10 protein-coding genes are annotated in these 13,754 nt (G+C 66.3%); 7 read left to right on the top strand and 3 right to left on the bottom strand.

Annotated features, from left to right (window positions below):
• Nucleotides 1–49: 49 nt before the first annotated feature.
• Nucleotides 50–1,720 carry a thiamine pyrophosphate-binding protein gene (locus IJ15_RS0110040; protein ID WP_156112073.1) on the top strand — a complete coding sequence of 557 codons (1,671 nt, stop codon included), beginning with the start codon at nucleotides 50–52 and terminating at the stop codon, nucleotides 1,718–1,720.
• A 44-nt stretch (nucleotides 1,721–1,764) separates the two neighbouring features.
• On the opposite strand, the gene IJ15_RS0110045 is transcribed toward IJ15_RS0110040, so the two are convergent.
• Nucleotides 1,765–3,282 (bottom strand): ABC transporter substrate-binding protein, encoded by a 1,518-nt coding sequence (locus IJ15_RS0110045; protein ID WP_231569485.1) that lies wholly within the window; start codon nucleotides 3,280–3,282, stop codon nucleotides 1,765–1,767.
• Nucleotides 3,283–3,795: 513 nt separating this feature from the next.
• On the opposite strand from IJ15_RS0110045, the gene IJ15_RS0110050 reads away from it, so the two are divergent.
• Nucleotides 3,796–6,051: an arylsulfatase gene (locus tag IJ15_RS0110050; RefSeq protein WP_051918716.1), complete on the top strand. Its 2,256-nt coding sequence runs from the start codon at nucleotides 3,796–3,798 to the stop codon at nucleotides 6,049–6,051.
• Complete coding sequence (locus tag IJ15_RS0110055; protein WP_331281022.1) at nucleotides 6,048–7,079, top strand: zinc-binding dehydrogenase; 1,032 nt, start codon at nucleotides 6,048–6,050, stop codon at nucleotides 7,077–7,079. Before IJ15_RS0110050 ends, IJ15_RS0110055 begins: the two co-directional genes overlap by 4 nt.
• Here the strand turns inward: IJ15_RS0110055 and IJ15_RS0110060 are convergent, their stop codons facing one another.
• Nucleotides 7,080–7,625, bottom strand: coding sequence for a TetR/AcrR family transcriptional regulator (locus tag IJ15_RS0110060; RefSeq protein ID WP_231569486.1), 546 nt, complete (start codon nucleotides 7,623–7,625; stop codon nucleotides 7,080–7,082).
• A 215-nt stretch (nucleotides 7,626–7,840) separates the two neighbouring features.
• On the opposite strand from IJ15_RS0110060, the gene IJ15_RS0110065 reads away from it, so the two are divergent.
• Complete coding sequence (locus IJ15_RS0110065; RefSeq protein WP_269321480.1) at nucleotides 7,841–9,544, top strand: thiamine pyrophosphate-requiring protein; 1,704 nt, start codon at nucleotides 7,841–7,843, stop codon at nucleotides 9,542–9,544.
• Between the two features lie 75 nt (nucleotides 9,545–9,619).
• A complete protein-coding gene (locus IJ15_RS0110070; protein ID WP_051918720.1) occupies nucleotides 9,620–10,816 on the top strand; it encodes an alpha-hydroxy acid oxidase in 1,197 nt (398 codons plus the stop codon).
• Nucleotides 10,817–10,859: 43 nt separating this feature from the next.
• Here the strand turns inward: IJ15_RS0110070 and IJ15_RS0110075 are convergent, their stop codons facing one another.
• Nucleotides 10,860–11,762: an SDR family NAD(P)-dependent oxidoreductase gene (locus tag IJ15_RS0110075; protein WP_269321481.1), complete on the bottom strand. Its 903-nt coding sequence runs from the start codon at nucleotides 11,760–11,762 to the stop codon at nucleotides 10,860–10,862.
• A 101-nt stretch (nucleotides 11,763–11,863) separates the two neighbouring features.
• Here IJ15_RS0110075 and IJ15_RS0110080 point away from each other — a divergent pair, with 101 nt between their 5' ends.
• Both IJ15_RS0110080 and IJ15_RS0110085 read left to right on the top strand, forming a co-directional pair.
• Nucleotides 11,864–12,760 (top strand): transketolase, encoded by an 897-nt coding sequence (locus IJ15_RS0110080; protein ID WP_231569487.1) that lies wholly within the window; start codon nucleotides 11,864–11,866, stop codon nucleotides 12,758–12,760.
• Nucleotides 12,757–13,737, top strand: a complete 981-nt coding sequence (locus IJ15_RS0110085; protein ID WP_051918722.1) for a transketolase family protein — start codon at nucleotides 12,757–12,759, stop codon at nucleotides 13,735–13,737. The genes IJ15_RS0110080 and IJ15_RS0110085 overlap by 4 nt, the downstream gene beginning before the upstream one ends.
• The last annotated feature ends 17 nt before the right edge of the window (nucleotides 13,738–13,754 follow it).

Consider the following 13,754-nt stretch of genomic DNA (forward strand, 5'->3'; position numbering starts at 1 on the left):
CCCGAGCCGAGGCCGGATCGAAATCGACGCCTGGAAGGACCCAGTGAACATGACGGACAGGACATCCCCCGGTTCAGTCGCCGGCAACGGCGGGCTGGCAGTTGCACTCGCACTCGAAGCACTCGGTGTGGAATGCGTCTTCACGATTCCGAGTGCGCACAATCTCGCCATCCTGAAGGCGCTTCACCGACGTGGTCGCATCCGTGTCGTCGGCTGTCGACACGAACAAGGTGTGGCACACGCGGCGGACGGATACGCGCGGACGACCGGTCGACTGGCCGTCGCAATCGTGAGCACGGGCCCCGGCACGGCGAACGCCATGGGCGGGTTGTACGAGGCCCACCATGCGTCGTCACCGGTCATGCTGATCACCAGCCAGGTCGAATCACGATATCTCGGTCGAGGATTCGGCTACGTCCATGAAGCCGACAATCAGGCCGCGATGCTCCGAACCGTCTGCAGCGAGGTCCGGACGGTCGAGCACGCGGACGCGATCGCCGAGACGATCGTCCGACTCGGGCGGGCGGCGGTACATGGGCGCCCACGACCGGTTGCCGTCGAGATACCCACAGATCTGCAGGAGCAGGAGAACATCGAGATCGACGTCGGAGCCCTCGACGCGGAAGCGGGCAGGCCGATGCGCCGGACGCGACCGTCCACCGACGCGATCGTCCGGGCCGGCGCCGCGCTCGCCACGGCTCGTCGGCCACTGATCTGGGCCGGTGGAGGCGTGATCCGCTCGGATGCTGCGGAAGCGCTGCAACATCTGGCCCGGAAGTGGCACGCGCCGGTGCTGACCAGTCGCGAAGGCCGAGGATCCATCTCGGAGGACGACGAACTGTCCCTCGGCGCGGTCGCCACCACCGCCGAGATGCGGGACTTCGTCGCCGACTGCGACGTCCTCCTCGCGGTCGGCACCAGATTCCAGCAGTATCCGACGGGCGAGTGGACGGTCCCGTTCCCCAGTCGGATGGTCCACCTCGACATCGACCCGTCGGTTGTCGGGCGCAGCTATCCGGCAGAGGTATCGGTGATCGGTGACGCTCGGATCGGGCTGGAGATGCTGGCGGAAGAACTCCCGGAGGTTCCCACCGAACACCTCGCCGCCCGGTCGACCCACATCGGCCGAGGTCGTGCAGCGGCAACCGAGATGCGGAACACGTTGAGCGCGAAAGCCGGCCGCGACCATCTCGCGATCTGCGAGTCGATCAACCGCCGGCGATCGCGTGACGGCGTGGTGGTCCGCGACGCGACCGTACCGGCCTACGTCTGGGGCGAAGGCCTGCTCCACATCTGGGAACCGCGCACGTCGATCCGGTCCACGGCCGCGGGAATCGGTCCCGGCCTACCGTTGGCGATCGGAGCCGCAGTGGCGTCCGGATCGCACGTGGTCCTGTTGCAGGGTGACGGCGGCTTCATGCTCAGCGTCGGTGAGCTGGCCACCGCCGTCCAGGTACAGGCGCCCGTGGTGATCTGCCTCTTCAATGACAGCGGCTATCAGATGCTTCGCAACATCGAGGCCCGGATCGGAGACGGCGAACTGCACGACGTCGACCTCGCCACTCCCGATTTCGCCCAGCTTGCTTCGTCTTTCGGCGTCCGATCGGTTCGGGTTGCCGATACTGCCGCGTTCGACGCAGCATTCGCGGAGGCGCTGAGCACACCCGGGCCGACGTTGATCGACATCGACATGCTGTCGCTCGAGCCCCTGCGGCCGTAACTCCCCGATCCCCGGGCCACAGCCGTGGCCCGGGGATCCCACCTCTAGTCGGTCATACCGACATGACGCAGATCGAAGACGCCGACACTGCGCCAGGGCATGTCGTCCGCTCCGACGACTCTGCCGTTCGAGATCGTGGCGTTGGTGAGGTTGCAGATCGGCACGTACATCGTCTCCTGCAACGTCTCGTCCCAGATCTCGTGATAGAGCGAGGCCCGCTCGTCCTGCGTCAGAGTCGGGTTCGCGGCCTTCGCAGCGAGTTCCGCGATCTCAGGGCTGCCGTTGGACAGGCCCCACTGACCGAGGAGATAGGTGTTCACCGTCTCCGCCGGATCGATCTTCGCGCTGAAATCATTGGAGACGAAGGATTCGAAGTCTCCCGCGGCGTAGCGCGGACCGGACTGCGTGTTCGGCACGGGATTCAGCTCCGCGTCGATCCCGGCCTGTGACAGCGCCTCCTGGATTACGTTCGCGGGCTTCTCCGTGTTGGTACCGGCAGCGAACGTCAGCGTTACCTTCGCCCCACCGGCCGCCTGCACAAGGCTCCGGGCCTTCTCGAGGTCGAACTCGTACGGGTACCGGTAGGTCGGATCGGCCGGCCAACTCCCGGCCGGATAGAACTGACGGTTCGGGGTGCACAGATCGGAGAACAGCGCGCCGATCGCCGCGGGATCGATCGCCGACGCCACCGCCTGCCGGACCTCGGGCTTCGCGAGATCGCCCTGCGATCGCATCGAGACGCCGAGCAGGGTGCGGAAGGGAACTTCGTTCAGTTCGAGTGCGCCGGTGTCCGCGAGGGACTTCGCTGCGACGACCTCGCTCGCCGAACTGACCCAACTGAGGTCCGTCGCACCCGTTCGGAGTCCGTTGAGCCTGGTGCTCGCGTCGGCTATCCACGTGAGCTCCATGCCCGCGAGCTTGCCGGCCTCCGGATCCCAGTTCGTTCCCTCGGCTCGGACCAGGCTCAACGACTCCTCGGGCACGTATCTCTTCACGACATAGGCGCCGGTACCGCTCAGGCCGGGGTCGCTCCGGATGTCGGTGCCGGCTGCGATCGCCTTGGGGCTGATCATCATTCCGGCGTTCGAGCTCAACACACCGGGTAGCTCCGCACCCACTCCAGGTTCCAGACGGAGGCGCACCGTGTGATCGTCGACGACCTCGACACCCGAGATGCTCTTCAGCACGGTGACCACCGTGCTGCCCTCCATGGTCTTACCGCGCTCGATGCTCGCGGCCACCGCCGACGCATCGAACGGGGTGCCGTCGTGGAACGTCACCCCCTGACGCAGCTTCAACTCCAGATAGGCGCCGTCCGGAGCGAACTCCCACGACTCCGCCAGTCCCGGCTGCAGATTGTCGTCGCTGTCGACGACGGTGAGGCGGTCGAAGATCGGAACGAGGTAGCCCACTCCTCCGAACGTGGCCTGCAGATGCGGATCCAGATTGCGCGTCGGAGCGGCCGACGACACCCTCAGAATCGCCGACGGGTCGACCTCTCCCGACAGGGTCTGTGTGGCTGCGCCACCGCCGCAACCACTCATCAGTGCAGCTGCGGTCACGATAACGGCAACGGATGCGGTTGCAGATCCGCGAAGTCTTTTCATCAGCTCCCCTTGTTTCGACGATCGGTACGAATAAGACGGGACACTGCAGCAACACCGAATACACGGACGCGGGCATCCGCATACTCGGATGTAGGTGACAGACGCTTCACTCCGGCGCCTGAAACAGGCACGAACTCAAAGTATTTCGTGACCGGCGACCGGAGGATCGATCGTCGACGACTCTAGCAAGCATCGATGCAATGTCCAGCCGTTCGGCTAGTGGACTCGCCACGGTGAACATCGGCCGATCCGGCGATCACAGCATCCTCCGCGGAGTCGGGAAATCGCAAGAGGCGAAACGGAATCGAACCATCCCCCAGCGGCAGAACCCCCGCCGGCACGGCATGCCACCGCACCCGACCGTTCCACTCAGCGGGAAGTTCCGTTGCAGTTCACGCAGCGACGGTGTGACCTGGATCGCATCTACGCAGCAAACGTTTGATACTCTCAGCGATCCTGGAGGAACGTATGGACGACGGCGCCCCGACACAGCAGACCGGACACCGCTACGGCCGCGTTCCCGCCGACAGCGACAAGCCGGAATGGCCCGTCGGCCCGGCGGCCCCGGAAGGCGCCCCGAACGTGCTGGTCATCATGACCGACGACGTGGGCTACGGCGCCAGCAGCACCTTCGGTGGACCGATACCCACACCGACGTTCGACCTGCTGGCGGAACGCGGGCTGCGATACTCCCAGTTCCACACCACGGCAATGTGTTCCCCGACCCGCGCCGCCCTGATGACGGGACGCAACCATCACCTCGTGGCGTCCGGTCGAGTGACCGAGATGGCGCTCGCGTACGACGGATACACCAGCGCCATCCCCGACAGTGCCGCGACCGTCGCCGAGATCCTGCGAACCGGCGGATACGCGACGGCCCACTTCGGCAAGTACCACAACGTCCCGGACTTCGAGACGGGCCCGTCGGGGCCGTTCGACCATTGGCCCACCCGAATGGGCTTCGAGCACTTCTACGGATTCCTCGGCGGAAGCACCAACAACTGGGCACCGGCCCTCTACGACGGCACCACACCGGTGGAACCTCCGGTCGACGATCCGACCTACCACCTGGAGAAAGACCTGGCCGACAACGTGATCCAATGGGTGCGTAGTCAGAAGTCGGCGTCGCCGGACAAACCGCTGTTCGTCCAGTACGCCACCGGCGCGTGTCATGCACCGCACCACGCACCTGCCGACTGGATCGCCCGTTTCGCCGGCAGGTTCGACGGTGGATGGGATGCGCTACGGACCGCCACCCTGGAGCGCCAGATTCAGATCGGCGTGGTTCCGCCCGGCACGGAGCTGACGCCACGCCCCGATCAGATCGACGCGTGGGACGAACTGTCCCCGGAGCACAAGGTCGTCGCCGCCCGCATGATGGAGGTGTACGCGGCGACGCTCGCGTACGCCGATGCGCAGATCGGCCGCGTCCTCGATGAGCTCGACCGGATCGGCGAACTGGACAACACCCTGGTGATCTACATCCAGGGCGACAACGGCGCGAGCCCGGAGGGTGGCCGGAACGGGTTGCTCAACGAGATGACCTACGTCAACCGGATGGAGGACGGCATCGAGCGCCTGCTCGAACATCTCGACGAACTCGGCGGGCCGATGCACTACAACCACTTTCCGGCGGGATGGGCGCACGCCACGGACTCACCGTTCAAGTGGTTCAAGATGGTGGCATCGCATTTCGGCGGGACACGCAACGGAATGGTGATGAGCTACCCGGCACGGATCACCGACACCGGCGGTGTCCGCTCCCAGTTCCATCACGTCGTCGACATCGTCCCCACCATCCTCGACATCGTCGGGATCGCGGCACCGGCCGTCGTCGGCGGTGTCCCGCAGCTGCCGATGAGCGGTGTGCCCATGACGTACACGTTCGACAGCCCGGACGCACCGTCGACCCACGTCACCCAGTATTTCGAGCTGATGGGGAACATCGCGATCTACCACGACGGATGGGTGGCGGCGACCACCCCGACCGAGATGCCGTGGGAGTTCTCGACCAGCTCGGTGGCCATCGACGAACGACAGTGGGAGCTGTACCACGTCGCGGAAGACTACAGTCAGGCAAGGGATCTGGCCGCCGAGCGCCCGGAACTGCTCCCGGTGCTGATAGACCGGTTCTGGATCGAGGCCGAGAAGAATCAGGTGCTTCCGGTGATACCTGGCAAGGTCGATCGGCCGGGCCCGCCCAAGCCGAACCCGACACTGGGCCGCCCCTCGTTCACCTACTACGCCGGCACCACCCGGGTGCCGCCGGGTGCCGCGCCGGACATCACCAACCGGTCGTTCACCGTCACCGCGGACATCGTGTCGGACACCGACAGAGCGCACGGGATGCTGCTGTCACAGGGCGGACGATTCGGCGGGCACGCCCTCTACTTCCTCGACGGCAGGCTGACGTATCACTACAACCTCCTCGGCCGGGAACGCTACTGCGTCACTGCGGAATCGACCCTGCCACCGGGCAAGCACGTCGTCGAGGTACGCGTGGAGCTGCGCACCGAGGAACGCGGTAGCACCGCCGATGTGACCCTCCTGTGCGATGGCGCCCCGGTCGGTCGCGGCACGATCGACAACACCGCACCGTGGCGGATGACCTACCTCGAGGGCCTCAACGCCGGGACGGACACCGGCTCTCCGGTCTCCGAGGACTACCGCGTCCCGTTCACCTTCAGCGAGACACTCGACCAGGTCACCTTGTCCTTCAGGTGAAGACCGACCAGGAACCGACCAGGATTCCGTTGCCGACCGACCGAAGGAAGACCGAACCGATGTGGGCGTACGAACTGACGGGCCCGTCCGAGTTCCAGCGGGTGGAGATGCCGTCGTTGACTTCCGATGATCTCGAAGACGGCCAGGTCCTGCTCCGGACTCTGGCGGGAGGCATCTGCGGCAGCGATCTTCCGCTGTTCCTCGGCCGGCAGTCCTGGCTGTGGAAGGGCTCGACCACCCAGTCGAAGCCGGGGTTTCCCCTGCACGAGATTGCCGGAGTCGTCGTGTCGTCTCGTCATCACCGGTTGCAGCCCGGTGATCGGGTGGTGGGCTGGGCCAGTGGCTGCGACGCGCTCGCCGAGCTGACGGTCTGCGAGGGCGACGAACTCGCTCCGTACGCCGCCGATCTCCCGGCAGAGGTAGCGGTCCTCCTCCAGCCCTTCGCCTGCGTCCTGTACGCGGTGGACCAGATCGGCCGGGTCGACGGCAAGGTCTGTGCGGTGATCGGACTCGGGCCGATCGGCGTGTTGTTCACGCACGTTCTCGCGTCCCGGGGTGCCGCCCGTGTCATCGGGGTGGACCGGGCTGACAAGGCGGATGTCTGCGCAAGTTTCGGGGTCGACGAGTTCGTCCGTGGGAGCAGCGACATGTGGGCCGCTCGTATCCTGCCGGACGAACGTCCCGACATCCTGATCGAGGCCGTGGGGCATCAGGTTTCGACTCTGACCGATCTCGTGACCGCGGCTGCGCCGGAAGGCCGGATCTACTACTTCGGACTGCCCGACGACCCCGTGTATCCCTTCCCGCTGATGGAGTTCCTCCGCAAGAACCTCACCTTCGTCTCCGGGGTGACCCGTGATCGATCCACCGCCCTCGCCGCGGCGATCCGATACCTCGGTGAACATCCGGATCTTGCGCACACCTACGTCACGAACACCTTCCCGATCGATCAGGTGCAGGATGCGTTCACCGCGGCGGTGCGCCCCGTTCCGGGCCAAGTCAAGGTGTCGCTGGTCATGAGCGAATAGCTATTGATCCGGGTGCTGCTGCCCGAGAACAGCATTCCGCACGTAGCTGTACACCCGCTCGGTCAGTTCGGGTTCCGGCTCGTCCTCCAGGCCCGCGATCACCCGGATGAACGGACCGAACAGCCCCCACCCCATCGCGGTACAGGTCATCGCGGCGGCCTGGATGCGTGCGTCCAGGTCGTCGTCCGCGCCGGCCTCCTCACGCAGTCGCCGACTCAGTTCCTGCAGCGCCGACGATGCCTCGAGGAGCTTTCCGGGATCGCGCCCCTCCAGCAGGGTATGCGCCAACATGCGCACGTAGACGGTCGATTTCGGGCGCATCAGATAGTCCACGGCAGCTTCGACACCCTCCGCCTCGGCGAACGAGGTCGACCATCGGCTGGAAGAGCTACGGAAGACGAGCTTGAGCAGGTCGTCCTTCGAGCCGATGTACTGGTGGATCAGTCCGTAGTTGACTCCGGCCGCGCGCGCGATGTCCCGCAGGGAAACGCGCGCCGGACCGTGTTCGGCGAACAGGTCGGACGCGGCCGCCACGATCTTCGCCACGTCTCGTTCACGCGCGTTCACAATCCCGCCTCCGATTCCGTCTGCCCGGTCGGCGTCAGTGTACGCACGCCCTGGGGTGACACCATCGCGAAAGGTGTTGACATCCAAGCGCCGCGCCCTAATATTAGCCAAACGGCTAGCCACATCCTTTCGATCGGCGTCGCTGCGACTCCGCGGCCGATCGATCACCACCGGCCGAGCGCCTTCGATTCGAAGTGCGCCTGAACGATAGGGAGCAGAATCCCATGAAGTTCGGCGAAGCAGTCGCCCGCATTCTCGAGGCCGAGGAAATCGACGTCGTCTGCGGATACCCCCTGAACTATGTCTTCGAATACGCGGCGGACGCCGACATCCGTCCGGTGATCACCCGGGCCGAACGAACGGGCGGACACATCGCGGATGCGATCTCGCGAGTGACCAGCGGTCGGAAGATCGGCGTGTACGCGACCCAGCACGGACCGGGCATCGAGAACGGCATGGGGGCCGTCGCCCAGGCGTACGGCGAGTCCGTGCCCATCCTGGTGCTCCCGATGGGCTATCGCCGAGACGAGGCCCACCTCGACCCGAACTTCAACTCCACGATCAGCCTGCGGTCGATCTCGAAGTCCGTCGAACCGATCAACGACCCGAACCAGGTCGTTCCCGTCTTCCGCAGAGCCTTCAGCCGATTGAAGAACGGACGAGGAGGGCCGGTCGTGGTGGAAATCCCCCGCGACATGTGGTTCGAGGACGTCGACGAGCCCTTCGAGTACCAGCCGGTCGTCCGGACCCGGTCCGGCCCCGATCCGGACGCCGTGCGGCGCGCCGCGGAACTGCTCGTCGGCGCCGAGCGCCCGGTCATCTACGCCGGCCAGGGTGTGCACTACGCGCAGGCCTGGCCGCAACTCCAGCAGTTGGCGGAGATGCTGGCGATCCCGGTCACCACGAGCCAGGAAGGCAAGAGCGCCTTCCCGGAGAACCACCCACTGGCCCTCGGCACGGGTGGACGAGCGATGCCGCGCACGGTCCATCACTTCCTCGGGAACGCCGATGTCATTCTCGGTATCGGATGCAGCTTCACCCCCACCGACTTCGGAGTCACGATCCCGAAGGGCAAGCGCGTGATCCATGCGACGCTGGACCCTGCCCACCTCGACAATGCCGTCGTGGTGGAAGTCGGGCTGGTCGGCGACGCCGCTCTCACCCTCGACGCGTTGTCGGAGGCGGTGAGCGAGATGACCGGCGGCGCCGTTCGAGACAGCGACGTCGTCGCGCGTGAGATTCGTCAGGTGCACGATGCATGGATGGCGGAATGGATGCCGCTGCTCACCTCCGACGAGAGTCCGGTCTCCGCATATCGGGTGATCTGGGAACTCATCCAGGCGACCGATCCCGCGGACACCGTCATCACGCACGATGCCGGTTCGCCGCGAGATCAGTTGTCCCCCTTCTGGAAGTCCGTCGAACCGCTGAGCTACCTCGGATGGGGAAAGACGACGCAGCTCGGATACGGACTGGGCCTCGCGATGGGCGCGAAGCTCGTTCACCCCGACAAGTTGTGCATCAACGTCTGGGGCGACGCCGCGATCGGCTTCACCGGTCTCGAGCTGGAAACCTGCGTGCGAGAGAACATCCCCGTCCTGTCGATTCTGTTCAACAACTCGTACATGGCCATGGAGACCAACGCCATGGGTTTGTCGCAGAAGAAGTTCGGCACGATGAACATCTCGGGCGACTACACAGCCATGGCCCGATCACTGGGTGCGTACGCCGAGCGCATCGACGATCCGAGCGAGATCGCCGATGCCCTCAAGCGTGGAATCGCACAGACCGAGGCGGGCCGCCCGGTACTCCTGGAGTTCATCACATCACGAGAGTTGCGCATCTCGACGCACGGCGGCGACACGTACATGTCGCCGGTGCCCGACAACTTCCGCTGACCCTCGGGCCGGCCGCGGCCCGGGGCCCGTCGCGTCCGCACGTGCATCCACCATCTCGCAGAGGGGTTCGAACCGTTGACCGCCATCAATTTCCAGTGGCTCGCGAAACGCGAACCGATCACCGTCGAGGACTACCGGCGGCAGGCCCGCCGCGCGCTCCCCAAGATGGTGTGGTCGTTCGTGGACGGTGGTGCCGAGGACGAGACAACCCTCCGGGCCAACCAGAACTCCTTCGACGCCTGGCGGCTCCGGAGCCGTGTGCTGACCGGCGCCGACGGGACGGGACTGTCGACCGAGGTCGACGGTGTCGAGCTGTCACTTCCCGTATTCCTCTGTCCGACAGGCATGACCGGTCTGACGCACTGGACCGGTGAGCGCAGTGCCGCCCGCGCCGCCGAGCGTGCCGGGACGCGCGCGGTGATCTCGACCGCCTCCAGCTACACCGTGGAGGAGATCTCGGCGGCGACCGACCAGGATCACTTCTTCCAGCTCTATCCCTGGACCAGCCAGGCGACGGGAGAGCCACTAGCGAAGAAGTTCATCGATCGTGCCGGTCGCGCGGGATATCGGGGGCTGTTCGTCACCGTGGACGTTCCGGTGGCCGGCAACCGCGAACGTGAGCGCAAGTACGGCATGGGCATCCCACCCACCCTGACGCCGCGACGAACTCTCGACGCGGCGCTGCGCCCGGGGTGGTCCTACGGATTCCTCAGGCACCAGCGGGTGTCCTCCCGCATGCTGGACGACGAACGTGGACCGGCGGCCGCGATTCGGTCGGCCAAGGCGCAGCAGACGCTGATGCGACCCGACCTGTGCTGGGACGACTTCGCGCAGATCCGGGAGTGGTGGGACGGCCCCATCTGCGTCAAAGGCATCCTCGATGCCGAGGATGCCGGCAAGGCGGTGGCCCTCGGCGCCGACAGCATCATGGTCTCCAATCATGGTGGGCGACAGCTCGATGGCGCACTCTCGAGCCTGGACGCCCTACCCGCGGTGGTCGACAGGGTCGGAGACCGGGTGCCGGTGTATCTCGACGGCGGCATTCGTCGCGGATCCGATGTAGTCAAGGCGCTCGCGCTCGGAGCACGTGCCGTCGGGATCGGCAGGCCGTATCTGTACGGACTGGCCGCCGGCGGCGAGGACGGCGTGGTGCACGTGCTCGAGATCCTCCGAGCGGAGATCGTACGGACGCTCGCGTTGATGGGCGTGGCCGACATCTCCGAACTGAACGCGAGTCATGTGATCCGTGTTGCGGGCCAAGACATCAGGTAGAGATGCGGGCCTCGATCCCGCAGGATCGAGGCCCGTCGAGGGGTCAGTTCCGGCCGTCGAACAACGCATCGGGGCGCAGTTTGCCGCTGAGCACCCGCGCCCGCTTGGACGCGAGACGCTCGAACGCCTCCGGGTGGGTGAGGATCCAGAAGTCGTCGCGGGAGATGCCGTCGAACAGTAGCTTCGCAGCGTCGTCCGGGATCATACCCTCACTGATCTGCTCGCGCCAGTATCCGGCATCAGCGACGGTCGCGTCGTGGGCAGGTACGTCCTCGAAGATCCGGGTCGCCACCTGAGCGGGGCTGAAGACCGACACCGCGATCTGCGGGAACACCTGTGCACATTCCAGATACAAGGATTCCGTGAGCGCCTGCACCCCGTGCTTGGAGGCCGCGTAGGCCGTCATCCGCGGTGTGATCGCAACGCCCGCCACCGAGCACGTGTTGACGATGTGCGACGGCCGGGGATCGGCGCCCATCCGCGGCACGAACGACCGGATACCGTGAAACACCCCGTTCAGGTTCACGTCGATCACCCGTCGCCATTCGTCGGCCGGGACCTCCCATGTGAAGCCCAGCGACTCGAGTCCGGCGTTGTTGAGTAGCAATGTCACCGAACCGAACTCACCGTAGGCGGCGTCGGCGAGCGCTTCCACCGCGGCCGCATCGGTGACGTCGGTGGGGACCGCGAGCACGGCGGCGCCGTCCGCCCGCAGATCGGCCGCGACCGCGTCCAGACGCTCGGCCGAGATGTCGGCGAGCACGACGTTCATACCGAGCGATGCCGCGTACCGGGCGGCACTCGCCCCGATCCCGCTGCCGGCGCCGGTCACGACGACAGTGCGTCCCCGTAGATGATCGAATTCCATTGTCCTACCCTCGTTTCCCGACGCCCACATTCCGTTCCGACAGAACGTAGCAAATGCTTGATGCGCCGTATAGTGTATTCACGGAACGTATTTCACGATTCTCACCCGGTCCGCCGATGAGCCACGACCGAGACCCGACGCGGCATGGCCCGCCGACCAGGCATCCCAGGAAGGACCCCATGACGACGACAATGGCTACCGAACCGACGAGCACCCGACTGGAGCGGAACCGACCGGCGTCGGTCGCCGAGCTGACGCACCGTGCGGACTGGCTGCGAATCGAAGTGATCCGCATGATCGACGGCGCGGGCCTGGGGCACTACTCGAGCACGTTCTCGTGCGCGGAGATCCTCTCGGTCCTCTACTACCAGGCCATGCGCCTGGATCCGGCCGTGCCGGAGTGGGATGACCGCGACCGCTTCCTGCTCGGCAAGGGCCACGCCGCGGTCGGACTGTGGCCCATCCTGGCCGACCTCGGCTACTTCGCGCACGAGGAGCTGGACAGCTTCGGCTACATCGGGAGCCGGCTCGGCGACCACCCCGACATGCGCAAGGCTCCCGGCGTCGACTTCAGTTCGGGGTCGTTGGGCCACAACCTCTCGGTGGGGCTCGGAATGGCGATGGCCGCCCGGCTCCGCGGCTCGGATCATCGCACCTTCGTCCTCACCGGCGACGGCGAGATCCACGAGGGTCAGGTGTGGGAGGCGGCGATGGCCGCGTCCCACTATCGGCTCGGCAACCTCGTCGCCATCGTCGATGCCAACGGGTACATCGGCAGCGGCCCCACCTCCGAACTGATGGGCATCGAACCCCTCGCCGCCCGCTTCGAGGCGTTCGGATGGCACGTCGTCGAACTCGACGGGCACGACGTCACCGCTCTGGTCGAGACGTTCGCCGGCCTGCCGTCCCCGAGCGGTGATCGCCCGGTGTGCATCGTCGCCAGGACCCGGAAGGGGAAGGGTCTCGCGCTGATGGAGGAGGCTCCTCGCACGTGGCACGTCGGCTGCCTGACGCCCGAACAGCGCGACGCCGCGATATCCGAGATCACCACCCGCATGCAGGAGGCATCGGCATGACCGCCACGACCACCGATCGATCCGCCGCCATGGAGGACGTGTTCTCCGACGAAGGGCAGGCGTCGTCATTGAACATGATCGGACAGGCACTCGCCGACCTGGCCGACCGCCATCCGGATGTGGTCGTCATCTCCGCGGACCTCGGTTCGGCCGTCACGGCGCTCCGCGAGAAGCACCCGGACCGGTACATCGAGATGGGTATCGCCGAGACCAACACGATCTCGGTCGCCGCCGGAATGGCGGCGTCGGGATTCCGGCCCTACGTGCTCGCATTCGCACCCTTCGGAATGATCAAGTGCGCCGAGCAGATTCGCACCGACCTGGCCGCGACGATGATGCCGGTGACGCTGGTGACCAGGCTGTCCGGCCTGGCGATGGGCTACTTCGGTGCCAGCCATCACGCCGTGGAGGATCTGGCGATCGCACGCGCGATCACCAACCTGACCGTGATGACACCGGCGGACAACGCGGCCACCCGCGCCCTGCTCGAGAAGAGCCACGCCGAGGCGGGTCCGGTACTGCTCAGGATCAGCGAGGCCACCCGTCCGGCGTACGCGGACACCCCGGTTCTGGAGCGAGGGAAGTTCGCCCGGATCCGGGACGGACGCGATCTGACCATCATCGGCACCGGCCTGGGCGTGGGCTGCGCGGTGGGTGCGGCCGAGTCGCTGAAGGAGCACGGAATCGATGCCGCCGTACTCGACGCCGCCTACCTCAAGCCACTCGACGAGGAGGCGATCCTGGACGCCGCGCGCACGACCGGCGCAATCCTGACCGTCGAGGAGCACAACGTGATCGGCGGGCTGGGTTCCGCGGTGGCCGAGGTGCTCGGACGCCACGGTGTCGCCACCCGACTCGGGGTTGTGGCGCTGCCGGACGAGGACCTCGAGGTCGGCGTTCCGGCGGACCTGCTGGCCCACTACGGAATCACGCCGGAGGGCGTCACCAGGCAGGCACTGGCGCTGCTGTCGAGATGACGGCCCCAGCCGTTCCG

Source organism: Prescottella defluvii (assembly GCF_000738775.1).
Taxonomy (GTDB): domain Bacteria; phylum Actinomycetota; class Actinomycetes; order Mycobacteriales; family Mycobacteriaceae; genus Prescottella; species Prescottella defluvii.